The sequence below is a fragment of the Acinetobacter harbinensis genome (genome assembly GCF_000816495.1).
GTDB lineage: Bacteria > Pseudomonadota > Gammaproteobacteria > Pseudomonadales > Moraxellaceae > Acinetobacter > Acinetobacter harbinensis.
In genome coordinates this window covers 2,441,325-2,467,355 of record NZ_JXBK01000001.1, presented here as the reverse complement: position 1 = coordinate 2,467,355, position 26,031 = coordinate 2,441,325, and the positions used below count along the sequence as shown (strand labels likewise).

Below are 26,031 nucleotides of genomic sequence, written 5' to 3'. Positions count from 1 at the left end.
TCAGCTGCGGCTTTTTTTAACTTAAAATTTCATCATAAAATTAGCTTTTCTTTATGGCTTTCGCGGGTGCTTTGGCTTGTTCGGCCATCATTTTATCCACCACAGCCAAGGATTCTTTGGCTTGTGGGATATTTTCTTTGGCCAAGGCTGAGAATATTTTCTGCGCTTCGGGTAGGTTCTGCGGAACAATTTTGCCATTGGCAAACATATTGCCCACAGCCATCAGCGCAGGGATATAGCCTTTTTGTGCCAAATCCTGAATGCTTTTTAAGCCCTGTTTAATGGGCGCTTCATTTTTATTTTTAAAGCCTAAACTAATGTCATATAAGGCTTTGGCATGAATTGCTTGATAGTTGCCTTTTTGAATTAAAGGCTCCAATTTTTGTAAGGCTAATTTTTCAGAAGCAGGGGTGTTTTCTGCAAATAATAAAATCGCTAAATCAATACTGGCATCGGCAAAGCCTTGATTAGAGGCTTTTTCTAAATATTGTTTGGCTTTTTTCGTGTCTTGTTTTAGGCCTAAGGTGCCGGCCATATAGCTTTTACCCAACACATAGTTGGCCACCGGATAGTCTTTTTTGGCCGAAGCCTCATAAAGCTCGATGGCCTTTTTCTCATTTTGAGGGGTGCCTTGACCAGTTTGAGTTAAATAACCCAAGTTATAAATCGCTTGTGGATTGCCGCTTTTGGCCAGTTTTTCCAATTCTTGATACGCGCCTGTCATATCATTGGTTTTCACCAAGCTTTCAATTTTAGCAAAGGCAGGATCGACAGAATTGCTGGTCATCTCTGCAAGTGCAAGATGTGAAGATAAGGCTAAAATGCTTGCAAGTATAATTTTTTTCATATTTTTAAACCTTTTATAAACAGGCACATAATTCCATTTATGTGTTTAGGAATGTCAGTAGAAAACTCAGTACCACATGATAAGTTTTATTGCATAAATGTAAATATATGATTTGTGTATTGCTATAAGTTTTGATCAATCGCTTGCTTATCTGTATTTAATTTAAGCCTAAGAAGCTTGATATCCAGCACAGCAATTTTAAATCATGAAAGCATGCGCTTTTTAACCTTTAAAATTCTAACTAAAATTGCTTCACGACAGATAAAAAGGTGACGAGCTGCGAACTTCACTTTGCTTTTGCCTCAATGTTTGGTTAAATCAGCGCTTAATAAAATTGCGAGTAGTTGAATGTTCATCAAAGGTATTAAACGGGCATATGAACAAATTAATTTGGATGACACGATTCCAGATGAAGACAAATTTGATGCATTGTTGATGAGATTAGGCAAAAACTTTTTGGTGAGCAAAGAAGACCGCGTTTATATCTTTGAATATGAAGGTCATACCGCGCGTATTGATGCAAAACATGCACGTGCCTATCATTTTAAAGATTATGTCATTAAAGATATGAATAAACTTTTTCACGATTTTAATTTGTAAGTCATCTAAAAAGCCTCCGCATAGGGAGGCTTTTTTAAACTTATGACTACTGCAGAATAAGTTCTTAATCAAATAATTCATTAAAAAATGCGCTGATTTTTTGCAGTGAAAACCAATCTGCCTTTTGATCCGGCATATTCTTTCTCATATCAAAGTCCGCACAGGGATTGGGTAGATATAGATACAGATCGTAAACTTCCTGCTCCTCAAGAGTGCCATTTTTATTTTTATCCATTTGCTGAAAAATTTGTGCGCGCGGCAAAGAAGACTCAAAGCCTGCATCATAGTTTGAACCGTTAAAATTTAAATTTTGCCATTCACTGCGCTGAATTTTTTTATCCTTATTTTGATCATTGAGCGCATAAAATTGATCCCAATTGAGTGCTATTGGCTCACACGCAAAAGCAGCGCTCGCGCAGAATACAGTCAGAGCCATCATGATTATAAAATCGATTGTTCTCATACCATTTCCTTAACGAGCGCGCCACTGAAAGCTAAATGCTTCAGACTTTTACTTGATGTCGTTACTGATCACGTGCCACATCACCACGTAAACTTTCCGGCAACTCTAAAACCTGTAAACCCAACGCTTCTAGCGCAGCCGGTTTTGCCACCACCAAAGCTTGATAACCGCCAGCAATGGCAATGCTATTCACTACTTCCACATCATTATGCAGCTTGCTGGCCACGTCTGGTGCATCACCTGTGCCTTGTACCAAATGCAACCAATGTTTCGGTTTGGCTTTAAACCACAAGCGCGCAATAATTTCCTGACCAATATAACAACCTTTGTCATAGTGCACGCCTTCACGTTGGTGCAGGCGCAATTCTTGCGGTTGAAACAGTCCTGTGGTGTGTGCAGAAATCCACGCTTGACCGCTTTCAATGGCTTGACGTTGCCATAAATTTATATCGCTTTCAGTGCTAGAAAAGTCTGTGTGATCCCCATTTAAAATTGGAAATACCGGTGCGATTTGCTCCAATTTCATCTTGGCAAATGCACCAAATTTTTTAATATGCGTGGCAAATTCTTCACTTTGATCTGCTGTGGTCACCAGCTCAAAACTTTCTGCAGTACATTTTTTTAACCACAGTCCAAACTGAATACGACCTTTTAAATTACAGATGGCAGTATAGCGTGTCACGTTTTCAGCCAAAGCCTCAACATTTAGGGTGACTTGTCCTTGCAGGAATTTTTGTGCATCTACACCGTTTAAGGTGAAGGCAGAGAAAGCTAAATTGTTCATTTATTACGCTCGTATGCTGTATCTAATACTAAAGAATTAGCTCAATTTTCCACTATTTTGCCGAAAAAAGCACATTTAGTGCAGATATTCAAAATCATATGTAATGAAATATTTCAAAAACCCATATTTTTATAGCTAAATATATGAAATATATAAGATTTGGGAAATGGCTTTTGCCAAGCGTACAATGCCTGTGAACCGATTGTTCGCAATCTACAACAATACACAGCAAGAAAAAACGCTCTAGAGGCCGCTACGCTATGAATAACAACTACCGTAAACCCCTGCAAAATACCCAGCTTGAATATTTTGACGTGCGCCAAGCCGTAGAAGATATTCAGTCAGGTGCGTACAACAAACTTCCCTATACCTCAAAAGTGCTGGCTGAACAATTGGTGCGCCGCTGCGATCCGGCCATTTTAACCCAGTCTTTAACGCAGCTGATTAAGCATAAACAAGAACAGGACTTTCCGTGGTATCCAGCACGCGTGGTCTGCCATGATATTTTGGGTCAAACGGCTTTGGTGGATTTGGCCGGTTTGCGTGATGCGATTGCGGAACAAGGTGGCGATCCATCTAAAGTTAATCCCGTGGTTCCGACCCAGTTGATTGTCGATCATTCTTTGGCGGTGGAATTTGGTGGTTCCGATCCAGACGCGTTTGCGAAAAACCGTGCCATTGAAGATCGTCGTAATGAAGATCGTTTTCATTTTATTGAATGGACCAAAACGGCCTTTGAAAATGTTGATGTGATTCCTGCCGGTAACGGCATCATGCATCAAATTAACTTAGAAAAAATGTCACCTGTGATTCAAAATCGCGACGGTGTGGCATTCCCTGATACCTGCGTCGGTACGGACTCACATACGCCGCATACCGATGCGTTGGGCGTGATCTCGATTGGAGTGGGCGGTTTAGAAGCAGAAAATGTCATGCTCGGTCGTGCTTCTTGGATGCGTGTACCAGATATTATTGGGGTTGAATTTGTCGGGCAGCGTCAAGCCGGTATTACCGCCACCGATATTGTCTTGGCTTTGACAGAATTTTTACGTCAAGAGCGCGTAGTGGGCGCTTATTTAGAGTTCTTTGGCGAAGGTGCAGACAGCATGTCGGTGGGCGATCGCGCCACAATTTCCAATATGACCCCAGAATATGGCGCAACCGCAGCCATGTTCTATATCGACCAAAATACGCTGGATTATTTGACCTTAACCGGCCGTGAAGCTGAACAAATTAAATTAGTTGAAACCTACGCCAAAGAAATTGGCTTGTGGGGCGCTCAGATGAAAGAGGCGCAGTATCCCCGTATCTTACGTTTTGATTTATCCACAGTAACACGCAATATTGCCGGACCCTCTAATCCACATGCGCGTGTATCAACAGCCGATTTAAAAGCCAAAGGTATTGCTGGCGTGGTGGAACACCGTACCGATGGTTTAATGCCCGATGGTGCCATTATTATTGCTGCGATTACCTCATGTACCAATACTTCCAACCCCCGTAATACGGTGGCGGCAGGTTTACTGGCACGTAAAGCCAATGAGTTGGGCTTAACGCGTAAACCTTGGGTAAAATCCTCTTTTGCACCCGGTTCTAAAGCGGCGGCGTTATATTTAGAAGAAGCGGGCGTGTTGCACGATTTAGAAAAAATGGGCTTTGGGATTGTGGCCTATGCTTGCACCACCTGTAATGGGATGTCGGGCGCGCTTGATCCACAAATTCAGCAAGAAATTATCGAACGTGATTTGTACTCAACCGCAGTGCTTTCGGGCAATCGTAATTTTGACGGTCGTATTCATCCTTATGCCAAACAAGCCTTTTTGGCATCACCACCGTTGGTTGTGGCCTATGCCATTGCCGGAACCATTCGTTTTGATATTGAAAAGGACAGTTTAGGCAATGATCAAAACGGTCAACCGATTTACCTAAAAGACATTTGGCCAAGTGATGCAGAAATTGATGCTTTGGTGGCCAAATCGGTTAAGCCGGAACAGTTCCGTAAAGTTTATATTCCAATGTTTGATTTGGGCGAGGCGGTTAAAGCAGCAAGTCCACTGTATGATTGGCGTCCGCAAAGTACCTACATTCGTCGTCCGCCATATTGGGAAGGCGCATTGGCTGCACCGCGCACTTTAAGCAATATGCGTCCATTGGCCATTTTAGGTGACAACATCACCACCGATCATTTATCGCCTTCCAATGCGATTGTGTTAGACAGTGCCTCGGGTGAATATTTGGCCAAAATGGGCGTGCCAGAAGAAGACTTTAACTCGTATGCGACTCATCGCGGTGACCATCTGACTACGCAGCGCGCCACTTTTGCCAATCCGAAATTGTTTAATGAAATGGTGCGCCGTTCCGATGGCAGCATAAAACAAGGCTCAAAAGCACGGGTGGAACCAGAAGGCGAAGTAATGCGGATGTGGGAAGCCATTGAAGTGTATATGAACCGTAAACAACCGCTGATTATTATTGCCGGTAAAGATTATGGTCAGGGTTCAAGCCGTGATTGGGCTGCTAAAGGTGTTCGTCTTGCGGGTGTAGAAGTGATTGTGGCAGAAGGGTTTGAGCGGATTCACCGCACCAATTTGGTGGGTATGGGGGTATTACCGCTTGAGTTTAAAGCCGGTATTGACCGTAAAACGTTAGCGCTAGATGGTACAGAGCTATATAGCGTACTGGGTAATATTGCGCCACGTTCTGACTTAACTTTGGTGATTGAGCGCGCGACTGAAGACGGTAAAAATCAAGTGGTTGAAGTTGCAGTGACTTGCCGTTTAGATACTGAAGAAGAAGTGCATGTGTATGAAGCAGGCGGTGTATTACAGCGTTTTGCACAGGACTTTTTAGAAGGGAATATGGCTTAATATTTTGTTTTAAAAGTAATTGATATTGTTATAAAAAGACCCTACTGTGAAGTGGGGTTTTTTATATATTGAAAAATAAAATTAAGGATTAGTTATGACAATATTATTTTGTAATGTTGGTTGGATGGAAAGTTATAATGGAATAGATGGAGATATTTTGAGTAGAGGGGGTGCTTTCAATGATCATTCAATTGGTCATGAAGTATGTAATTTTACTAACCTAAATGAAAAAGTATTTGGATATGTCCGTTCCTCCGGAAAAATTGATATCCAGAAATTAGGAGCTAATAAAGATGATGAGTTTGTAGATGAGGTAACTGTCGTATGGACAGCAGGGCCTGATAGTGGTGGGACGGTAGTTATTGGATGGTATGAAAATGCAAAAGTTTATAAAGAGCCTCAAAAATTATTAAAAGCATCTGGTTTTCATGAAAAAAATAAACTAGATTTTTATCTTATAGAGGCTAATTTTTCAGATGCATATCTTGTTCCTCTTCAGAAAAGAAACTTATTAATTCCTAGAGCTGTCAAAGGAGGTATAGGGCAAAGTAACGTTTGGTATGCGCAATCACCTGAGGCACAGAATCTTGTCCAAAGAGTACAAAAATATATTAGTAATAAAACAGTCTTTGAGGATATGGTTGATGTTGATCATGAGATAATAGGTGTAGAAGGGAATCCAAGATTTAGAACACATTTAGTTAGAGAAAGAAACAGGGAAATAGTTCAACAGAAAAAGAAAACAATATTAGCTCAAGCTGGAAAGTTAGAATGTGAAGTTTGTACTTTTAATTTTAAAGCTATTTACGGTGAGATAGGTAATAATTTCTGTGAAGTTCATCATTTAATTCCATTAAATCAGGCGGATGGTCTTGTTGAGACAAAATTAGATGATTTAGCAATTGTTTGTTCAAACTGTCATAGAATGTTGCATAAAGGAAAACCATTGTTAAAAATTGAAGAGCTAAAAAAAATAATAGGAAGTATAAGATGAAGGTTTATATGATTTTTTATAGTATTGTGCCCTATAAAGGTTTCTTTGGATAACAGAGTGTTAAATGGTCAGAATGCATCAAAATATTTAGAAAGTCTGATAGGACGCATTAAAAAATCTTATCAGGTGGATAACACAGATAAAATGCGTTGTTATCAAATAGAAAATTCTTCAAATAAAGTTCGAATTTTCTTTGATGCTAAAACTATCAAAAAATGTAGCTTTAAATTTGATTATTCTATACTTGTAAATATTATAGGCATCTCAGATATGAAAAAATTAACTGATTATTCAACGGCAATTGATCGTGTTGCAGTACATAAATTTTGTGGAATTTATTAATGTTATATTGAAAGTGAAGTCGCTTTGGAAAAGTTAATAGAGTATTCTGAAAGAATATAAAGTTTTTATTTACAATAAAATTCCTTCGCCCAAACGCCACTATCATTTATCGAAATGGACAATAGACAATCATCACATTAGGGTTATATACTAAATCTACCATTTCTAAAACCCATGGAGAACAAAAATGGTTACTGCTGGCGAAAAACCCGGAACAGGCTTCTATTTTTGTATTCAGTGCGGATACCGCGCTTACTTAGAAATTGGTACAGATCGTTTACCCCCGTGTACCAAATGCCATGGCAATCAATTTAAAAAATAAATTTGCCTAAGCAACGTTCATAAAACAGCTATCCTGTTTTAAACAAAAGCCCTATTACCCGATAGGGCTTTTTGCTCAGTTTTTTTTATTCCAGAAATCTACAGGTTAAGTGAACAAAATTATCAATAAATATCTTATTTTCGCAATAAAAAATCACTATTTTAACCTTAATAGTAAATAATTCGGTTATTTTTATTTTATGCGATAAAAAATGCCAAAATAATCAAAAAATAGCGAATCTTCGGGAATTAATTCCGAGGTGATCTTGTTAAATTATATCTCAAGGGTGTGATGGGGATCGAAGAGAGTAGATGCTACCAGTTGCGTACAACGTGAGTGTAGTACTCGCCCACAAGGTCTCGATTCGGCTTAGGACGCTATAGATTACAAATTTATAGGCACAGAGTTATGACTTATCCAGTCATGGTTGTTGAAGTAAACAAAATATGTTTTCCCTCACCCCTTAAAAAATTCTTGATAGTATAAAAATAAGGCTAAAATAAACAAAACATATAGCCTATAAAAATATGAATATCACCGTTATTACTCACTTTCTTCTTTATGCGCTTATCCTAAATATTACCGTTTTATTGCTCTGGTTCTGGGGTTTGATTTACGCGTGAGAGGCAATCAATCGCCTACAGCGTAAATGCTTTAAGCTCAGTGATGAAAGTTTTGATACCCTTCATTACGCAGCGCTGACGCTGTATAAAATCATGATTATTTTCTTTAATTTAATTCCGCTTATCGTGCTTTACTGGATAGAAAAAAGTTAAGCCACACCTCGACATATAAATAATTGAGTAAAACGCGCTAAATAGGCCAATAAAGGGGAACCTCATGCACGAAAAAAATGAATGTCATGCCTGCGCTGTCTGTGGTAAAAAATTTCCGCTACAAAAACTGACCCCGCGCGGTGTGATACGCGACGCGATCAATCAAGAAATTTTACAAGATTTTCCGCAGTGGTCGACAGACAGCTATATTTGTCATGCCGATTTAACCCTGTACCGTGTTCAATATGTGCATTCTTTATTAAAGTCGGAAAAGGGGGAAGTGACTGCACTGGAATTGGAAGTAATTCGCAGTATGCAGCAGCAAGAATTAATCACCAAAAATACCGAAGATGAGTTAGAGCAGCAGTGGTCTTTTGGCGAACGCTTGGCTGATAAAATTGCCACTTTTGGTGGCAGTTGGCCCTTTCTGATTTGTTTTGCCATTTTTTTGGTGATTTGGATTGTGCTTAACACCACGTTATTGGTGGCACGTCCTGCCGACCCTTATCCGTTTATTTTACTCAATTTGGTTTTGTCCTGTTTGGCCGCCATCCAAGCGCCGGTGATTATGATGAGCCAAAACCGACAAGAAGCCAAAGACCGTTTACGCTCACAAAATGATTATCAAATTAATTTAAAAGCTGAACTGGAAATTCGACATTTACATGACAAATTAGATCATCTGTTATCGCATCAATGGCAACGCTTGGCGGAGATGCAGGAAATTCAATTGGATTTGCTCTCAGAGATGAGCAAGAAGCACTAATTTTGAAGGATATACTTTTAAAGTTGGCTTAAATGTAGTAACGATGCATTTAGCAAGATGATAGCTCAAACATGACCTTTACATGGTCTGTGTTCGCTCAAAAGCACAAAAAGCGGCCGGTCTGGGTAAATCGTCTGTAAATTAAAACAAAGCCGCGCTAATCTGCGTACAATAGTGAAGCCTAAAATGATGATAAGGAATACTCCATGAGCCGCGATTTTGATAAATTTCCTGATGATGAAAACGGTAATGTACTTTGGCAAATGGCTGAAGATGGCGATGATTTAATTGAAGCGCATGAAATTGAGTATTCAATTGCCTTTCAAAGCCAAGAATTAGCTGAAAAATGTGCGCTTTATTTGCTCAAAGAAGAACAAAAAATCAGCCTGTTTGAAGATGAAGAAAGCGATACTTCAGAGTGGATTATCACGGTTTATGTGTATATGGAACCTGAATATTCAGACATCGTCGACCTTGAAGAATGGTTTACTAAAATTGCTGAACAACACAGCGGTGAATATGATGGTTGGGGCTGCATGGCCTATGTTTACGATGATGAAGACTTAGACGATGAGATTCAAACCTCATAAGGTTTGTGCTATCCGTTTAAGATGTGCTGTAATGCACTGGGCTGACTATTAAATTAACGCAGTGCGTGCTGACTTCAATAACCCCCAAACGTGTAAGCGCTTGGGGGTTTATCTATTGGGTAAATGAATTGGGGATGAGCGGTAAAGTGCTTAGCAAATAGCCTGATCATCTGTTTTTAACCTCAATAGCTTGAAATATATTTGGCATAAATAAAGCATCATTAAAAAGGCATCATTATTTTCTAGATATTTTAAAAAGTCTTGCTTAAAAGCAGCCTCTAAAAATAGATCAGTACGGTCAACACGATGAACTAAAAAAGGATGGTATTTACATTAAGGCTGTAGAGTTTTGTCGCTTAAAATTTTAAATATACACAGAGAGATAAAAACAAGAAGGCCTTTAACGTGAAGAATGAAAAACGACCGCATTCAGAATTTTCAGCTGCACACGTCAAGCCAAAATCCGATACTTTGCAGCTGTTACGCATGATGGCAGGCTTTGTTATTGCCACCGTAATTATTTTAGCGCTGTATTTTGGTCAAGATATTTTAATTCCTTTGGCACTGTCGGTGTTGCTGGCTTTTTTACTTGAACCGTTGGTGTCACGCTTAAAAAAATGGGGTTTACCGCAATTGCCTTCCATTGCCTTGGTCGTGCTATTTACCTTAAGCCTATTGGGCGGTGCAGCCACCTATTTGGGCTATCAATTAGGTAGCTTAAGTCAGGAGTTGCCGCAGTATCAGGACACCATCAAACACAAACTAGATTCAGTTAAAAATCTGACCAAAGGCCCAAGCGTTTGGGATGGTGCAATCAGCACCATCGACACGGTAGAAAACTCGATGCGTGATCTTGCGCCAATGCCAGCCAAGGCTAATGTCACACAGGTTGAGGTGGTGGGAAAATCGCCCAGTGCAACTGAAACAGCCAAGCAGTGGGGCATCACCATTTTGAGTCCGTTGGTCACGGTGGGGATTGTTTTTTTATTTGTGGTGCTGATTCTGCTGAGTCGAAAAGACTTGCATGACCGTTTGCTGAAGTTGCTCGGAGGCAATTTAAATGTTGGTACCGACGCTTTAGATGAAGCCGCGGATCGAATAGGTACCTATTTGCGGATGCAGTTGTTGGTGAATGTCACCTATGGTATTCCGATGGCGCTGGGCTTATGGCTCATTGGTGTACCGGCTGCGCTGATGTGGGGTATGGTCGCCATCGTCATGCGTTTTGTACCCTATGTCGGACCGATGATTTCGGCATTATTTCCGCTGACCTTGGCCTTTGCGGTCGATCCCGGTTGGAATATGGTGTTGTGGAGTATGGGGCTAATTTTACTGCTCGAACTGATCAGTAATAATATTATTGAACCGTGGTTATATGGTGAAAGTACCGGTTTATCGACCTTGGCCATTATTATTGCCGCGACTTTTTGGACCACGCTATGGGGGCCGGTGGGGCTGATTCTCTCTACACCGCTGACCGCGTGTTTATTGGTGTTGGCCAATTACATTCCGGCTTTGAGTTTTATTAAAATTTTGATTGGCAGTGAACCCGTGCTTACTCCACCCGAGCGCTTTTATCAGCGTTTGGTGGCAGATGATGTTGATGATGCCCTGAAAGTGGCGCAGCAATATATCGAACAAAAATTACCGAAAAAACCCAGTGAAGAAATGTTGGTGCGTAAGGTCAATAGTTTTTATGATGATGTGGCCATTCCGGCTATTCGTCTATTTTCTGAAGGTCACAGTACTGAAGCCAGTGCCGAACACCGCTTAAGAATGCATCAAGGTTTAAAGTTATTTAATCATGATTTTCAAAAAAAATATGCCATTTCAGCAAAGGATGAGGCGATTAAAGTCATCTCTGTAGGGGCGCGCTGGGAAATTGGGGTATTGACCGCATCCATGGTGGCACATGGTTTAAATTTAAGAAAAATTGCTGCCAAAAGTTACAACGAGGTGCTGATTCAAAGCAAAAGTAACGTGCTCGATTCTTTACCGCAAAGCGCCGAAATCATCTGTATTTCAATGTTTCATCCGCAGCCGTTGGCACAGATTCGTCTACTGAATCATCGTATTCGTGCGCAGTTGCCGCATCTAAAAATTATTTTTGCCACATGGGGCAATACCAGTGATGTGCTACGCGATAAAATTCAGCAGCGTTTTCAGCCCGATGCGGTGGTGTCTACTGTCAATGAATTGATGCTCAGTATTGATGCTCTTATGCTACAACAGGGGCAGAATCCTGCGCGTGAACTGATGGCAGAAAATGAACCAGCACGTTTAGCGGCTTTGCATGAGTTACATTTACTGGCGCCAGAGAGCCTACCGATTTATCAGCAATATATTGAAGAAGCCTGCCAAGCCTTTAATGTCGATTATGCACAAATCTCCTTGGTGGATGCCGCTTGGGTTAATACGCCGGCCAGTCCATTGGCGGCTGAAAATCAAAATCCAATTGAAGCGAAAATTCCGCGTGAAGACTCTATCTGTACTCATTTGGTCTATCAAAATGAAGCTTTGATTATTGAGGATATCGAGCGTGATCCGCGTTTTAATCACAATCGAGAATTAAAACGACATAAAATTAAATTTTATGCCGGCGTGCCGTTGCGCAGTAAACAAGGCTTAGTCTTGGGCAGTTTGTGTATTTTAGACAAACAGGTGCGCCATGTCAGTGAAGATGATTTGGTCTTGTTAAATGAGTTGGCCGCCGACTTAATTGAAACCTTAAGTGATGACAAAGTCCACAGACAAAAGTTGGAAGAAATTGCTAAATTACACAAAGCAGAAGCGAAAGATGATTGAGTGGCTTAGTATAATCTGACTAAGCTGAATCCATAGCAATTAACGCGTATCAGCAGCATATTTTTTATTTAAACCGTAGCAAGTCATTAGTTTAGAATCATTAACGTGTTTAGGGATATAGCATACGATACGCGCAGATAGCGTTAGTGCGAAATGCTGAAAATTCGTGGAGGTGAGCTATGATGCAGATCCAAATCAAACGAGCCTATGCTGAAGTGTTGGCTTCAGATGGCAAGCGTATTTTGGTGGACCGGCTGTGGCCGCGAGGCATTAAAAAGCAAGAGGCAAAAATTGATCTATGGCCGAAAGAGATCAGTCCATCCGCAGAATTAAGAAAATGGTATGCACATGATCCACAGCGTTGGCTTGAGTTTCAGCAGCGCTACACAGCGGAACTGAGTTTAAATGCGCAAGCTAAGCAACTTGAGGAAATCCGTCAGTTGGCACAACAGGAAAAAGTGACTTTCATTACCGCCACTAAAAGTGCAGATTATAACCATGCCCTTGTGCTGAAACAGCTGTTAGAACAAGAATGAGCATCCCGAACTAAGCATTATTCCATAAAATAAATAGGCCTTTATTCAGCGATTGATTTATAAAATGCTATAGTAGACTTTTTGAGGTTTTTTATGTCTTTACCCAATTGCCCGAAATGTCATTCAGAATATACCTATCAAGATGGCGATTTACTGATTTGCCCAGAATGTTCACATGAGTGGAAAGATGGTGAAAACTCAGCGGAACAAGCTGCAGTAATTAAAGATGCTAACGGCAATGCCTTAAGCGATGGCGATAGCGTGACCTTGATTAAAGAGCTAAAAGTGAAAGGGTCATCTTCCGCAATTAAAGTCGGAACCAAAGTAAAAAATATTCGATTATTACCTGACTCAAGTGATGGCCACGATATCGATTGTAAAATTGAAGGTTTTGGCGCCATGAAATTGAAATCTGAATTTGTGAAAAAAGCTTAATTTTAATTTGATTCAGCTTTAATCAGCTCCAGCCTTATGCTGGGGCTTTTTTTATGCCGCTTCACCTGTAATCTTATTTTAAAGCAGTGTGTTTTTATGCGGTATGGCTGCCGCTGTGCTTAAGTTTTTTAAGCAGCAACGGCAGGTTTGTTAGCTGTGTTTGAGCTGATGCTTGATGACTCAGTGCCATCAAGACTGAGGCGCTAACCCCATATACTTAAAAACGTTTTGGGATTCTTTGACCATTCGGCACGGGAATTTCGGCTTGTTTCAGCACGCCAAACAACCACGTTTCAGCATGATGAACCGCTTGTTTTAAGTTATCACCCTGTGCCAAACGACCGGCCATAAAGCTTGCCAATGAACAGCCTGAACCATGATATTCACCTTCTAGTCGTGGGCAGCGTGTTTCAGAAACCAGTTCACCGTTTATATAAAGTGCGTTACGAATATACGCGGGCGTATCTTCATGGCCACCTTTAACCAAGACCGCTTGAGCGCCCATGGCAAACAGCTGCTGCGTGGCCTGTTCTAAATCATCAATTCCCGTTAAAGCGCGCAGCTCGACGGTGTTCGGTGTCAGCACCGTGGCCAGTGGGATGAGCTCGGCAAAGGCTTTGACCAACGTGGCTTGATTGCCCAGTAAACCGCCACTGTTGGCGACCAAAACGGGATCTAAAACATACAGATAATCAGGATGTTCACGTAAAAATTCAGCCAAAGCTGCAATATTTTCTGTGGTGCCTAACATGCCGGATTTTATGCACTTAATCGGTAAATCATCCACCACCGCATGCGCTTGAGCCAACAGTAATTCTTTTGAGGTGGCTTGAAAGCCAAAGACTTGTTGCGAGTTTTGGATGGTCAGCGCAGTACAGGCAATGGCAGCATGCGCGCCACTTTGACCAATCGCTTCAATATCGGCTTGTAAACCAGCACCACCTGAGGGATCTAAACCAGAAAAGCACAGTACAGTTGTGCGCACAATGATGTCCTTCTTCGTAAAATTTACGTTAGTATAGGCAAGTTTGAGCCAAGTCTCGACAGTATTTATTGAGTAAAAATTTAACGTTAAAGGATTCGTCTGTGATTAAAAATATTTTGATTGATTTAGATGGGACACTCACAGACCCGCAAGTTGGTATTACCCGCAGTGCGCGCTATGGCTTAAATAAAGTGGGACATCCCATTGCCGATGATCTGAATATTGATTGGATTATTGGACCGCCGTTACAAGCCTCATTGGCCAAAATTCTGAATGTTGCGGTTGATGATGTGTTGGCTGAACAAGCACTGATGGGCTATCGCGAACGTTTTGCGGTCAAAGGCCTATATGAAAACCATGTTTTTGCAGATGTGGCAGAGACTTTAAACAGCTTGCAGCAAAAAGGCTATCGACTGTTTTTAGCCACCGCTAAGCCGGAAGTGTATGCCACACAAATTTTGCAGCATTTTGATCTGTTGCAATATTTTATCCATGCTTACGGCAGTGAATTAAATGGTGCTCGCACCAATAAAGCCGATCTGATTGCCTATATTTTAGAAAAAGAGCAGTTAAAGGCAGCCGAGTGCATTATGGTCGGTGACCGTGAACATGACATTTTAGGTGCGCGTCACAATGGTATTGACACCATCGCGGTCGAATATGGCTATGGCACAGCAGATGAGTTAGATCAGGCGCAGCCTCGAGCACGCATCCAAAAAATTGCACAATTGCCTGCACAGATTGAACTGTTGCAACATTAAATAGCTGTACTTTAAACAATGATAAAAAAAAGGATCTGAAGGATCCTTTTTTAAGCTTAAAGATTCAATGTTTGGGCTTAGCCGATATCCAAATATAAGGTTTCTTTGACTTCTTCCATCACAATGTAACTGTGTGATGAGGCCGAAGATGGCAGTTTTTTTAATAAGTCGCCCAATAAGCGTCTATAGGCGGTCATCTCTTTCAGCCGTGCTTTGACCAAATAATCAAACTCTCCTGAAATTAAATGACACTCTAGAACTTCGGGAATTTCCACCAAATCACGCGCCACTTGATCAAACACATCACCGGATTTTGCCGATAACTTAATTTCTAAAAATACCAATAAATTTCGGTCCACCAACTGCGGATTTAAACGCGCGTAATAGCCCATGATAATGCCATCGCGTTCTAAGCGTTTGACCCGTTCAGAGCAGGGTGTGGTGGACAAATTCACCCGAGATGCCAACTCACTGATGGCAATGCGTCCATCCTTTTGTAGAATCTCTAAAATCTGATGATCGATACGGTCTAATTTACGCATCAATATTTTCCTTTTTTTGAATTTTTTTCATGATAAATCCATTCAATTGCCTAGATTATAGGCTGTAAAACAGTGAAAAAAACTATTGAACCAAAAATATACTAGGTAAATAAACTAAAGGTGCTCGAGGGATTTGAAATGCGCGTAATTGTCTTAGGTAGTGGTGTCATTGGCGTAGCAAGCGCGTATTACCTCGCGAAGCAAGGAGCAACCGTAACTGTATTAGACCGTCAACCCGGTCCAGCAGAAGAAACCAGTTTCGGTAATGCAGGTCAAATCTCTCCCGGTTATTCCACCCCTTGGGCGGCGCCTGGTATTCCCTTTAAAGCCGTCAAATGGATGTTCCAACACCATGCACCTTTAGCCATTAATATGGATGGCAGCATGTGGCAGTTACAGTGGATGGCACAAATGCTTAAAAACTGTAATCCACAGAGTTATGCCATCAACAAAGAACGGATGACACGCGTGGCTGAATATAGCCGTGACTGCTTAAGAGAGCTGCGTAAAGACACCGGTATTCACTATGAAAACCGCGCTAAAGGTACTTTACAAGTTTTTCGTAATGAAGCGCAACTCGAAGCAGTACAGCGCGACATTCAAGTGTTGAAAGAATGTGGTGTTGACTACGAATTATTGCTTAAAGAAGACTTGGCGAAAGTTGAACCGGCCTTGGCCTATGCACAAGATAAATTGGTCGGTGGTCTGCATTTACCCAATGATGAAACAGGCGATTGTTACTTATTTACCAATGCCTTAGCTGATTTGGCTAAAGGATTGGGTGTCGATTTTAAATTCAATCAAAAAGTTGAAAAACTGGTGGTTGAAGGCGATGAAATTAAAGGTGTGGTGGTGGATGGTCAAGTCTTAACCGCAGACCGTTATGTGTTGGCATTTGGTAGCTATTCGCGCGATTTACTGAAACCGCTTCATTTGGATTTACCGGTTTATCCGGTGAAAGGCTATTCACTGACCATTCCTATTGTCGATCCTGCTTTTGCACCGCAATCCACCGTACTCGATGAAACCTATAAAATTGCCATTACCCGTTTTGATGAGCGTATTCGTGTGGGCGGAATGGCCGAGCTAAGTGGTTTTAGCCATGCTTTAAATGAGAATCGCCGTGCAACCTTGCAAATGGTCACGCAGGATTTATTCCCTGGTGGTGATATGGCGCAGGCGTCATTCTGGACCGGTTTACGTCCGATGACCCCAGACAGTACGCCAATTATTGGTGCAACGCGCTTTAAGAATTTATTCTTAAACACCGGACATGGCACCTTGGGTTGGACCATGGCTTGTGGTTCAGGCAAGTTAATCAGCGATTTGGTACTTAATCATACTCCTGATATCAACACCGAAGGCTTATCGATTAAACGCTATCCCAATATTGGCTAATTCAAATTTCTTTTAATATTCAAGGATGAATATATGTCACGTCCTATTCGCGCGGTTATCCATCTGTCGGCATTGCGTCATAATTTAGCGGTTGCCCGCAACATGATGCCGGACAGTCAGCTGTTGGCAGTGGTCAAAGCCAATGCCTATGGTCATGGGATTGAACGGGTCTATGATGCGTTTAAGCAAGCCGATGGTTTTGCCTTGTTAGATATTGCAGAAGCCAAGCGAATTCGTGCTTTGGGTTGGCAAGGTAAAATTTTACTGCTAGAAGGGCTGTTTAGCGCGACAGATTTAAAAGATTGTGCGGCACTGGATTTAAGCTTTACCATCCATAGTCAGTATCAAATTGATTGGTTAAAACAGTTTCAAGGTAATGCTCAATTCGATGTGTTCTTAAAAATGAACAGTGGCATGAATCGTTTGGGGTTTACTCCAGACAGCTATGGCGCTGCTTGGCACAGTATTAATCATTTAGCCTGTGTGCAATCCATCACCCATATGACGCATTTTTCTGATGCTGATGGCGAGCGCTTTGGTGAGCAGGGCATTCGCTATCAACAGGAAGTCTTTGAAGCGACGGTTAAAGACTTGCCGGGTCAGCGCTCTATCAGTAATAGCGCCGCGATTTTGCGTTATTCAGCGCAATTACATTCTGATTATATTCGTAGTGGCATCATGCTCTACGGCAGTTCTCCCGATTATCCAACCCACAACATCCAAGATTGGCAGCTTGAGCCGAGCATGTCGTTACGCAGTCAAATTATTGCGGTACAACAGGTACAAGCGACACAAAGTGTCGGCTATGGTTCGCGCTTCATTGCTGAACAACCGCTAAAAATTGGTATTGTGGCCTGTGGTTATGCCGATGGCTATCAACGAATTTCTCCAACCGGTACGCCGGTTTTAGTCGATTCGGTCCGTACACAAATTGTGGGTCGCGTCAGCATGGATATGTTGGCAGTGGATTTATCCAACATCCCCGATGCCGATGTCGGCAGTGAAGTGGTGTTGTGGGGTAAATCCTCACAAGGTGTGGTATTGCCCATTGATGAGGTTGCGGCCAGTTCAGACACCGTGGGTTATGAGCTGATGTGCGCCGTGACTTTACGCGTCCCGTTTGAAATTGAATCTTAAGATTACCGTATTACTCTATTTTCTCCTTCTTTACTCAACAGAGGTAAATTGATATGTCACATGCAGATATACAAAAAATTAACAGCACCGAAGTGATGAGTGCCGCAACCATTTTTAATCAAGTGGTGTATTTGTCCGGCCAAGTGCCGAAAATCACAGCGCCCGACATTGAACTACAAACCAAAGATATCTTAGCGACCATTGATGCCTTATTGGCTCAGGCCAACAGCGACAAATCACGTTTGTTGTCTGCACAGTTGTATGTGAAAAATCTTGAAGATTTTCCAGCAGTCAACGCTATCTGGATTGAGTGGTTAAAAGGTTGTGTCACGCCATCACGCGCCACCATTCAAGCAGATTTGGTCAATCCAAATTGGTTGATCGAAATTGCCGTGACTGCTGCACAAAAGTAATCCGCTAGTTAGAATATTTTCATCATCTCCCAAAATTTAAGTTAGAAATCGTTCAACGAACTGGATGGATGTGCGCATTGATCCAGTTCAAAAGGTGGTATTGCGCGCGGTGAGGAAAACTCAGCGCAATACTTTATACCTGTAAACGGTTATATAAGGATATTCCAAGATGACAACAACAAACCAAGTGGATGAATCATCCTCTCCACATGAGTTGCAAAGAAAACTGTCCAATCGTCATTTACAATTAATCGCCATTGGCGGCGCGATTGGTACCGGATTATTTATGGGTTCAGGGAAAACCATTTCCTTGGCCGGCCCGTCTATTCTGATTATTTACATGATTATTGGTGCCATGTTTTTCTTCCTGATGCGTGCATTGGGTGAAATCTTGCTGTCAAATTTGCATTACAAATCTTTCATCGACATGGCACATGACCTGATTGGTCCTGCTGCTGGCTATTATATTGGTTGGTCGTATTGGTTGGGCTGGGTTTTGGTCGGTATTGCCGATTTAGCCGCCATTATTAATTATCTTGGCTTTTGGCTACCGCCCGGAGAAGCCTTTACCCCGATGGGACAAGCGCTGATTAGTGCCGGCTGTGTGTTGTTGGTGCTGGGGATTAACCTGTTAACGGTAAAACTATTTGGTGAAATTGAGTTTTGGTTTGCTTTGGTTAAAATTTTGGCCATCATGGGGCTGATTTTCATTGGCGGCTATATGGTGTTTATGCAGTTCCAGCCACCTGAAGGTCCAATTGCCAGCTTTAGCAATGTATGGTCGCATGGCGGCATGTTCCCCAAAGGTGCCAGTGGCTTCTTGGCCGGTTTCCAAATTGCTTTGTTTGCATTTGTTGGGGTCGAATTAATTGGTACCATGGCGGCTGAAACCAAAGATCCAGAAAAGAATTTACCCAAAGCGGTAAATGCCATTCCCACCCGAATCATTTTATTTTATGTGGTGTCATTGTTTATCGTGATGTCTGTAACGCCGTGGAATCAAATTCCTGCCGATCAAAGTCCATTTGTCACTTTGTTCTTGCATGCCGGTATTCCGACTTCGGCCATTATTATGAATTTGGTGGTGTTGTCATCGGTGATGTCATCGATGAACAGTGGCGTTTTCTCCACCAGTCGTATGTTGTTTGGTTTGGCCAAAGATGGACAAGCACCGCAAGCTTTAAGTAAGTTATCTAAGCGCGCTGTACCTGCAAAAGGACTGATTTTCTCCTGCTTCTTTATTATGGCCGGTGCGGCATTGCAGTATTTCGTCCCGAATACACTGGAAGCATTTACCTTGGCCAGTTCGCTCTGTGTAATTTTGTTTATCAGTATTTGGAGCTTGATCATGGTGTGCTACATTCGCTATCGTAAACGTAGCCCTGAACTGCATGCTAAATCTACTTTTAAAATGCCGGGCGGCATCTGGATGTCTTATGTTATTTTGGCATTCATGTTGTTTGCGTTAATTATTCTAAGTTTAGAGCCAGATACCTTAAAAGCGTTAATGATTAGCCCATTGTGGTTGGTGATTTTAGCGGTGACTTATCGTGTGCTGTATAAACCACGCATGAAAAAGCATGGTCCGCATGCATAAAGCGTAAAGGCATTCAATTATCCACTTCAAAAGAACGATTTAGATCGTTCTTTTTTATGGAATATCTATTTAACTTGAGTTCGACATAAAAAATAAATGAAAAAAGCCTTAGCATCTGTAATATCTTGGTTACGAAGACAAAACATTTCAGAGCAAGGCTTTTTCATGGACTATATTACCGAATTATTTTGTATTTTGGATGATTTCTGCAAAAAATTTAATGAATCTTTAGAGAAAGCTCTAATTTCTGATCAAAAAACAACAATGAAAAAGTCAGCTTTAAGCTTGTCTGAAGTCATGACCATTGTCATTTTATTTCATAAATCCGGGTTTAGATTTTTCAAATATTTTTATTGTCATATGATCATCCCATTTTGGAAATCAGCTTTTCCCAAGCTTCTTAGTTACAATCGTTTTATTGAAATTATGCCGCGTTGTTTACAAGCTTTGAGTAGTTTCTTCCATCAAGTTAAAGGACAAGATACCGGAATTTGTATTATTGATTCGACTAAATTGGTCGTTTGTCATAATCTTAGAATTAAAAGAAATCGTGTGTTTAAAGGCTTTGCCGGTCGCGGTAAAAGTAGTACAGGTTGGTTTTATGGGTTTAAAGTCCATCTTATTATCAATAACTTAGGTGAAATTATTAATCTCAAGATTACATCAGGGAATGTTCATGATGTTGCTGTACTTGAATCTTTAACCAAAGAGTTAAAAGGCATTTTACTGGGCGATAAGGGGTATTTGAGTAAAGTAAAAACTGAAGCTTTAGCAGCAAGGGGACTAAAATTATTGACCCCGTCACGTAAGAATATGAAAAATAAACCCATCTACACTGAAGAAGAAAAGCAATTACTTTGCAGAAGAGGATTGATCGAAACAGTGAATGATCAGTTAAAAAACTTGCATCAAATTGAACATTCACGTCATCGTTCGGTCAATAACTTTATGGTGAATATTATGGCTGCGATAGTGGCTTATTGCTTAAATCCCAATAAGCCAACTTTCCAAAATATGCTAAAAAGCTAAAAATATTTCGTCGAACTCAGGTTATTTATCTTTATAGTAATGTGCTTTATTTAAGCTTTTGAGTGGCTTTAACTTCCATATCTACAATATGAATCAACCATGAAAAAAGTATCTAGCAACGCTTTTATTGCGCAGTCTGTAGATCAAACTTAAAAGGTGCTTTCATTTAGATTCAAATCAGCTTGAAACAGGGCAGTCTTTAAGCTTAAAACGCCGTCATAACGATTGCAGTTAGATTGATTTAGGGTCATGTACTGTTTGCATGTCTGGATAAATTTCTAAGTATGTAGGGCTATAAGTGCTACGAATCAGTTATGAAGATGCTAAGAGTAGATTGCACATATCACAGCGAGCGCTTGAAAGAAGATGGAGTCTCTTAAATAGAAAAAACCCCAGACTAAGCTGAGGTTTTTATACAATATATAGTTTAAAAGTGCGGTTTAACCACCACCAAAATGATCACTGCAACCAAGATAAACGTGGGCATTTCATTAAAGAAACGCCAAAATTTATGCGATTTATAGTGTGCATCTAATATAAGTTTTTGTCGGTAATAACCACAGAATAAATGATAGATGACCAATAATCCGACCAAGCCTAATTTTAAGTAAAACCACAGCGCTTCATGATAGTGCTGTGTGGCGTCACCCCAATCCACCAGAAAGTGTGCGGTAATTAGCGTGGCAATCATCGATGGCCACATAATGCCGCGATATAACTTGCGTTCCATCACCTGAAAACGCTGATGACTGACCGCATCATTACTCATCGCATGGTACACATATAAGCGCGGTAAGTAGAACAACGCGGCAAACCAACACACGATCGAAATAATATGGAATGCTTTTACCCACAAGAAAGCATCAGAAGGTACATCCATCGAATATCCTATTGGGGATTATGCATCCCACTTCTTGAAAACGAGGCAGGCGTTTACACCGCCAAAGCCGAAACTGTTACTCATGACAGTATTCAGTTTTGCGTCGCGTTTTTCAAGTACGATATCAAACCCTTTTGCATCTTGATCAAGTTCAGTGACATTGATATTTGGCGCAATAAAGTCATTTTGCATCATTAAGATACAGTAAATAGCTTCTTGTACACCGGCGGCACCTAAACTGTGACCGGTCATCGATTTGGTGGAGCTTAGTGCAGGGACTTGTCCTTCACCAAATGCACGTTCCATGGCTTTTAGTTCTGTCACATCACCGGCAGGGGTTGACGTACCATGCGTGTTGACATAGTCAATTTTATCTACACCATGCTGTTTGGCTTCATCTAAAGCCATGATCACACAGCGTGTTGCGCCTTCACCTGAGGGTGCAACCATATCTGCGCCATCACTGTTGGCAGCATAACCCACCACTTCAGCCAGAATTGTCGCGCCACGTGCTTGTGCATGCTCAAGTGATTCAAGCACCACAAAACCACCACCACCGGCAATCACGAAACCGTCGCGGTCAGCAGAATAGGGACGCGATGCGGTTTCAGGCGTGTCATTGTATTTAGAGCACAGTGCGCCCATCGCATCAAAGAGTAAGCTTTGTGACCAGTGATCTTCTTCACCGCCACCGGCCAACATTAAATCTTGTTTGCCCAATTGAATTAAATTGTAAGCGTAGCCAATTGCATCGGCAGAGGTGGCACAGGCGCTGGTAATGGTGTGAGCAACACCTTGTAATTTAAATGCGACACCGACGTTTGCGGTAATGGTGTTACTCATGTTGCGTGGTACAAAAAACGGGCCGACTTTACGGGCGCCTTTGGTGTCTAACAGCTCTTTCATTTCAATGACAGATGCAGTTGAACCGCCACCTGAGCCACCAGCAATACCGTAACGCGGATTCCCGCCGATATCTTCAGGTTGTAAGCCTGCATGTTGTACTGCGGCAAGTGCTGAATTATAAGCATACATGGCACAGACGCCCATAAAGCGCTTGAGTTTGCGGTCAATATGGTCAAAGTCTTGCTCAGCTGCTGCGCTAACGTGGCTTTTGAAATTCATGTCAGCATAAGTGGGGTTAAAACGTGTCCCAGAAATCCCGTTTTGCAAAGAATTGGTCACTTCTTCTAAAGAATTACCGATACATGAGTTAATCCCCATGCCAGTGATAACAACACGTTTCATCTACAGATCCCTTTATGATAGTTTTTGAGCAAATGGCGTTAAAAAATGTTTTTACTTCAAGCAAAAACCCGCCCATCACTCATGCGTTTCAATGGCATTCATCATAGCAGAAAGACTTTTGAATTCTTATGGCAAAGGTTATACCTATTACGCTTTGTTTCCATTTGTGAAAATTACCGCAGTTAATTAACCAAAAGATACACATTAATATTGAGATAAACTTAGACTATATCTAGTATTTATCAATAATTGTAAGAATTGAAAATGAGGATAAATAATGACAAATAGTAATAATAAACATTCGCATGGCTTTTTATCCAATGCCTTTGGAGTGGCTAAAAAGATCAGCGTCGCTGGAATGCAGGTGCTCAATAACAGTACTGCAGACAGCGTAAGCAAGATCACACAGCCTGCTGAAAACAATAAAGTCATTGAAGGAAGTGCCCGTGCGTCAGGCACGGTAAATAGCCAAAAATATGACAATCCACAGCATATGCTGCGTGACTATTTGCCCAACGTATCAAAACAATTGTTGGGTCGCCGTTATAGCCAAATTAATCGTGTCGCCAATTTTGTCTCACCACAATTTTCTGACAAAGTATCGGACTACTTTTTTGAGCAATTGAATCAATTTACCTCAAATATTAGCTCGGTCGATACTGTACTCGATCAAGCGGGTGCAAAAAATTTACAAGAACTGACCCAAGATGTGAATCGTTCACAGCGTATTAGCCAAGCTTTGGCTGAGCAGAACAAATGGATTGCATCGGTGCAAGGCGCAATTAGCGGTGCTACAGGCGTGATTGGTTCTGCAGTTGATGTACCATTATCTTTGGTGATGTCATTAAGAATGATTTATCAAGTTGGCCGTTCTTATGGTTTTGAGTTAAATAAAGAAACAGAACAAGAAATTGTCCAATTTGTGTTTAAACAAATCGATTTAGGTGTAATTGCTGAAAAACAAAGTGTGTTGATGGCATTAAAAGCACTGTCCAATATGCTACAAACCCAAGATATTTCTCAATTGCAGCAAATGTTGGGTTCAAGTAGTGATATTGAAGCCGTGAAAAAATGGCTTTCGGATGAAGATGGCGCGGTTAAATGGTCATGGTTAAACCACATTCCTAAACTCTCCCTGATCAGTAAACTTACCCCTGTGGCAGGAGCCAGTATTGGCGCAGTATACAGTTGGAAGTTGGTTGAAGATGTGAACCAAAAAGCGCAACAGATCTTCTCTCATGCACGTAGCTATTTACAGCAAAATGAGGGTGCTGAGTTGTCGGCCATTGCCGCCTATGAAAAATCTATCGCCTTGTTAGATGATGCATCGCCAAAACTCTTGGCAGAGCAAGTCGCGGTCAAAGCACCGGTAGAGGCGCTTAAGTTAGATCAAGATATTGAAGTGGCCAATCATCAAACCATCTCCAAGGTGGTCATTAAAAAGAAAACAGAGGAAGCAAAACCCGATGACACGGAAAAAGGCGAACAGGTTCAGCAAGGTTTAGAAAAGTTGGCTGAAAAAATGGTTGAAGAGCATGAACAGGTTGAGCCACAACAGCCCGCTTTGAGTACTGAAGAGCCGGAATTTTTAGCCGAGGATGATCCGGAATTTGAAGAAATTGAGACAGAAAAATCTGAACCGGCCGCAGTTAAAGCCGTACAAAAGGATGAATCTACCGCGGTCACTAAAAAAGTTACAAAAAAGAAGTCTTAAAAATACAGTCTGAAGTGATCTAAAACGCTTCAAACTGGCTAAACACAAGGAAATGGTCACTATTTGATAGCGCATCGAATATTGACCATTTTTCTATCTTCGCTTACAATTGTGTGCCCTCGAAAAAGTAGTATTTTTTTGAGGATTTTTATTAACGGGAGATTTGCCAAATGGCAACAACAAATCAGTTGATCCGTAAGGGTCGTACGACTTTGGTTGAAAAATCAAAAGTTCCTGCGTTGAAGGCTTGTCCACAACGTCGTGGTGTTTGTACACGTGTTTACACAACTACACCTAAAAAACCTAACTCAGCAATGCGTAAAGTTTGCCGTGTTCGCTTAACTTCAGGTTTTGAAGTATCAAGCTATATCGGTGGTGAAGGCCATAACCTACAAGAGCACAGTGTTGTTCTTATCCGTGGTGGTCGTGTTAAAGATTTACCGGGTGTACGCTACCATACCGTTCGTGGTTCTTTAGACTGCGCTGGTGTTAAAGATCGTAACCAGTCACGTTCTAAATACGGTACTAAACGTCCTAAGAAATAATTCGTTAAGAATTAAATCTTAAGCACGTAGAACCGCAATCCTTTATCGTCTCGCTTGCTCGATTTCTGCATTAATTTTGTGAAAATTCAAGCGACGTGTAGTAAGGCCAGCCAACAGTACATGACACTTTGTACTCATGCTGGATAAACCTGAAGTGTCATATTTATAGGTGTATTAAAATGCCAAGACGTCGCGTAGTCGCTGCCCGTGAAATCCTTCCGGATCCTAAGTTCGGCAGCCAAACAATCGCTAAATTCATGAACCACGTAATGCAAGATGGTAAAAAATCTATTGCTGAAAGTATCGTTTACGGTGCTTTAGACCGCGTTCAAGAAAAATCGAAAGTAGACCCAGTTGAATTTTTCGAGACTACTCTTGAAAAAGTTCGTCCTATGGTCGAAGTAAAAGCACGCCGTGTTGGTGGTGCTACTTATCAGGTACCTATGGAAGTGCGCCCATCCCGTCGTACTGCCCTAGCTATGCGTTGGTTAGTAGACGCTGCTGCTAAGCGTTCTGAAAAAACAATGGCTTTACGTCTTGCTGGTGAGTTGCTTGATGCAGCTGAAGGTAAAGGTTCAGCGATCAAGAAACGTGAAGATGTGCATCGTATGGCTGAAGCCAACAAAGCGTTCTCTCACTACCGTTTCTAATCGAC

The 26,031-nt window shown here is 41.4% G+C and carries 27 protein-coding genes; 20 read left to right on the top strand and 7 right to left on the bottom strand.

Annotated elements, in window-relative coordinates:
- Nucleotides 1–40: 40 nt before the first annotated feature.
- Nucleotides 41–847, bottom strand: a complete 807-nt coding sequence (locus tag SE27_RS11460) for a tetratricopeptide repeat protein (protein WP_039623532.1) — start codon at nucleotides 845–847, stop codon at nucleotides 41–43.
- Between the two features lie 348 nt (nucleotides 848–1,195).
- Between SE27_RS11460 and SE27_RS11455 the strand changes: the two genes are divergently transcribed.
- Nucleotides 1,196–1,447 (top strand): hypothetical protein, encoded by a 252-nt coding sequence (locus SE27_RS11455; RefSeq protein ID WP_039623530.1) that lies wholly within the window; start codon nucleotides 1,196–1,198, stop codon nucleotides 1,445–1,447.
- 64 nt (nucleotides 1,448–1,511) lie between these two features.
- Here SE27_RS11455 and SE27_RS11450 read toward each other — a convergent pair whose 3' ends face one another.
- The gene (locus SE27_RS11450; protein WP_148308936.1) at nucleotides 1,512–1,910 is read right to left on the bottom strand and encodes a hypothetical protein; all 399 of its coding nucleotides are present in this window, start codon (nucleotides 1,908–1,910) and stop codon (nucleotides 1,512–1,514) included.
- A 61-nt stretch (nucleotides 1,911–1,971) separates the two neighbouring features.
- On the bottom strand, nucleotides 1,972–2,694 hold the full coding sequence (gene ygfZ, locus SE27_RS11445) for a CAF17-like 4Fe-4S cluster assembly/insertion protein YgfZ (RefSeq protein WP_039623525.1): 723 nt from the start codon (nucleotides 2,692–2,694) through the stop codon (nucleotides 1,972–1,974).
- Between the two features lie 260 nt (nucleotides 2,695–2,954).
- On the opposite strand from ygfZ, the gene acnD reads away from it, so the two are divergent.
- The 10 genes from acnD to SE27_RS11405 all read left to right on the top strand — a co-directional run bounded on the left by acnD (nucleotide 2,955) and on the right by SE27_RS11405 (nucleotide 13,127).
- Nucleotides 2,955–5,561: a Fe/S-dependent 2-methylisocitrate dehydratase AcnD gene (gene acnD / locus SE27_RS11440; RefSeq protein ID WP_039623524.1), complete on the top strand. Its 2,607-nt coding sequence runs from the start codon at nucleotides 2,955–2,957 to the stop codon at nucleotides 5,559–5,561.
- Between the two features lie 94 nt (nucleotides 5,562–5,655).
- On the top strand, nucleotides 5,656–6,555 hold the full coding sequence (locus SE27_RS11435) for an HNH endonuclease (RefSeq protein WP_039623522.1): 900 nt from the start codon (nucleotides 5,656–5,658) through the stop codon (nucleotides 6,553–6,555).
- A 57-nt stretch (nucleotides 6,556–6,612) separates the two neighbouring features.
- Nucleotides 6,613–6,897, top strand: coding sequence for a hypothetical protein (locus SE27_RS11430; RefSeq protein WP_039623520.1), 285 nt, complete (start codon nucleotides 6,613–6,615; stop codon nucleotides 6,895–6,897).
- Between the two features lie 187 nt (nucleotides 6,898–7,084).
- A complete protein-coding gene (locus SE27_RS14045; protein ID WP_081406898.1) occupies nucleotides 7,085–7,219 on the top strand; it encodes a zinc ribbon-containing protein in 135 nt (44 codons plus the stop codon).
- Between the two features lie 629 nt (nucleotides 7,220–7,848).
- Entirely contained in the window at nucleotides 7,849–7,995 is a 147-nt protein-coding gene (locus SE27_RS14260) for a DUF6868 family protein (RefSeq protein ID WP_406564549.1), read from the top strand.
- Nucleotides 7,996–8,059: 64 nt separating this feature from the next.
- Nucleotides 8,060–8,761, top strand: a complete 702-nt coding sequence (locus SE27_RS11425; protein ID WP_039623518.1) for a DUF1003 domain-containing protein — start codon at nucleotides 8,060–8,062, stop codon at nucleotides 8,759–8,761.
- Between the two features lie 206 nt (nucleotides 8,762–8,967).
- Nucleotides 8,968–9,351: a ribonuclease E inhibitor RraB gene (locus tag SE27_RS11420; protein WP_039623517.1), complete on the top strand. Its 384-nt coding sequence runs from the start codon at nucleotides 8,968–8,970 to the stop codon at nucleotides 9,349–9,351.
- Between the two features lie 405 nt (nucleotides 9,352–9,756).
- Nucleotides 9,757–12,156 (top strand): AI-2E family transporter, encoded by a 2,400-nt coding sequence (locus SE27_RS11415; RefSeq protein WP_227504640.1) that lies wholly within the window; start codon nucleotides 9,757–9,759, stop codon nucleotides 12,154–12,156.
- A gap of 182 nt (nucleotides 12,157–12,338) precedes the next feature.
- Nucleotides 12,339–12,692, top strand: a complete 354-nt coding sequence (locus SE27_RS11410; RefSeq protein WP_039623997.1) for a DUF488 domain-containing protein — start codon at nucleotides 12,339–12,341, stop codon at nucleotides 12,690–12,692.
- A gap of 93 nt (nucleotides 12,693–12,785) precedes the next feature.
- A complete protein-coding gene (locus tag SE27_RS11405) occupies nucleotides 12,786–13,127 on the top strand; it encodes a zinc ribbon domain-containing protein YjdM (protein WP_039623515.1) in 342 nt (113 codons plus the stop codon).
- A 217-nt stretch (nucleotides 13,128–13,344) separates the two neighbouring features.
- Here SE27_RS11405 and SE27_RS11400 read toward each other — a convergent pair whose 3' ends face one another.
- A complete protein-coding gene (locus SE27_RS11400) occupies nucleotides 13,345–14,112 on the bottom strand; it encodes a hydroxymethylpyrimidine/phosphomethylpyrimidine kinase (RefSeq protein WP_039623513.1) in 768 nt (255 codons plus the stop codon).
- 101 nt (nucleotides 14,113–14,213) lie between these two features.
- Between SE27_RS11400 and SE27_RS11395 the strand changes: the two genes are divergently transcribed.
- Nucleotides 14,214–14,873 (top strand): HAD-IA family hydrolase, encoded by a 660-nt coding sequence (locus SE27_RS11395; protein WP_039623511.1) that lies wholly within the window; start codon nucleotides 14,214–14,216, stop codon nucleotides 14,871–14,873.
- Between the two features lie 77 nt (nucleotides 14,874–14,950).
- On the opposite strand, the gene SE27_RS11390 is transcribed toward SE27_RS11395, so the two are convergent.
- Nucleotides 14,951–15,415 carry an Lrp/AsnC ligand binding domain-containing protein gene (locus SE27_RS11390; protein WP_039623509.1) on the bottom strand — a complete coding sequence of 155 codons (465 nt, stop codon included), beginning with the start codon at nucleotides 15,413–15,415 and terminating at the stop codon, nucleotides 14,951–14,953.
- Nucleotides 15,416–15,553: 138 nt separating this feature from the next.
- On the opposite strand from SE27_RS11390, the gene SE27_RS11385 reads away from it, so the two are divergent.
- The 5 genes from SE27_RS11385 (at nucleotide 15,554) to SE27_RS11365 (ending at nucleotide 20,989) form a co-directional block, all read left to right on the top strand.
- The gene (locus SE27_RS11385; RefSeq protein WP_039623506.1) at nucleotides 15,554–16,813 is read left to right on the top strand and encodes a D-amino acid dehydrogenase; all 1,260 of its coding nucleotides are present in this window, start codon (nucleotides 15,554–15,556) and stop codon (nucleotides 16,811–16,813) included.
- Between the two features lie 33 nt (nucleotides 16,814–16,846).
- Nucleotides 16,847–17,950, top strand: coding sequence for an alanine racemase (gene alr / locus SE27_RS11380; RefSeq protein ID WP_039623505.1), 1,104 nt, complete (start codon nucleotides 16,847–16,849; stop codon nucleotides 17,948–17,950).
- Between the two features lie 53 nt (nucleotides 17,951–18,003).
- Nucleotides 18,004–18,363, top strand: a complete 360-nt coding sequence (locus SE27_RS11375) for a RidA family protein (RefSeq protein ID WP_039623502.1) — start codon at nucleotides 18,004–18,006, stop codon at nucleotides 18,361–18,363.
- Between the two features lie 169 nt (nucleotides 18,364–18,532).
- Nucleotides 18,533–19,960, top strand: a complete 1,428-nt coding sequence (locus SE27_RS11370) for an amino acid permease (RefSeq protein WP_039623500.1) — start codon at nucleotides 18,533–18,535, stop codon at nucleotides 19,958–19,960.
- Between the two features lie 165 nt (nucleotides 19,961–20,125).
- Complete coding sequence (locus SE27_RS11365; RefSeq protein ID WP_039623995.1) at nucleotides 20,126–20,989, top strand: IS982 family transposase; 864 nt, start codon at nucleotides 20,126–20,128, stop codon at nucleotides 20,987–20,989.
- Nucleotides 20,990–21,416: 427 nt separating this feature from the next.
- Here the strand turns inward: SE27_RS11365 and hemJ are convergent, their stop codons facing one another.
- Nucleotides 21,417–21,869: a protoporphyrinogen oxidase HemJ gene (gene hemJ, locus SE27_RS11360; protein ID WP_039623499.1), complete on the bottom strand. Its 453-nt coding sequence runs from the start codon at nucleotides 21,867–21,869 to the stop codon at nucleotides 21,417–21,419.
- Between the two features lie 18 nt (nucleotides 21,870–21,887).
- Nucleotides 21,888–23,117 carry a beta-ketoacyl synthase N-terminal-like domain-containing protein gene (locus tag SE27_RS11355; protein WP_039623496.1) on the bottom strand — a complete coding sequence of 410 codons (1,230 nt, stop codon included), beginning with the start codon at nucleotides 23,115–23,117 and terminating at the stop codon, nucleotides 21,888–21,890.
- Nucleotides 23,118–23,394: 277 nt separating this feature from the next.
- Between SE27_RS11355 and SE27_RS11350 the strand changes: the two genes are divergently transcribed.
- From SE27_RS11350 to rpsG, 3 genes are all read left to right on the top strand, one after another.
- Complete coding sequence (locus SE27_RS11350; protein WP_039623495.1) at nucleotides 23,395–24,831, top strand: EcsC family protein; 1,437 nt, start codon at nucleotides 23,395–23,397, stop codon at nucleotides 24,829–24,831.
- A 170-nt stretch (nucleotides 24,832–25,001) separates the two neighbouring features.
- A complete protein-coding gene (gene rpsL / locus SE27_RS11345; protein WP_002050319.1) occupies nucleotides 25,002–25,376 on the top strand; it encodes a 30S ribosomal protein S12 in 375 nt (124 codons plus the stop codon).
- A gap of 179 nt (nucleotides 25,377–25,555) precedes the next feature.
- Nucleotides 25,556–26,026 (top strand): 30S ribosomal protein S7, encoded by a 471-nt coding sequence (rpsG, locus tag SE27_RS11340; protein WP_004648014.1) that lies wholly within the window; start codon nucleotides 25,556–25,558, stop codon nucleotides 26,024–26,026.
- Nucleotides 26,027–26,031: the final 5 nt, after the last annotated feature.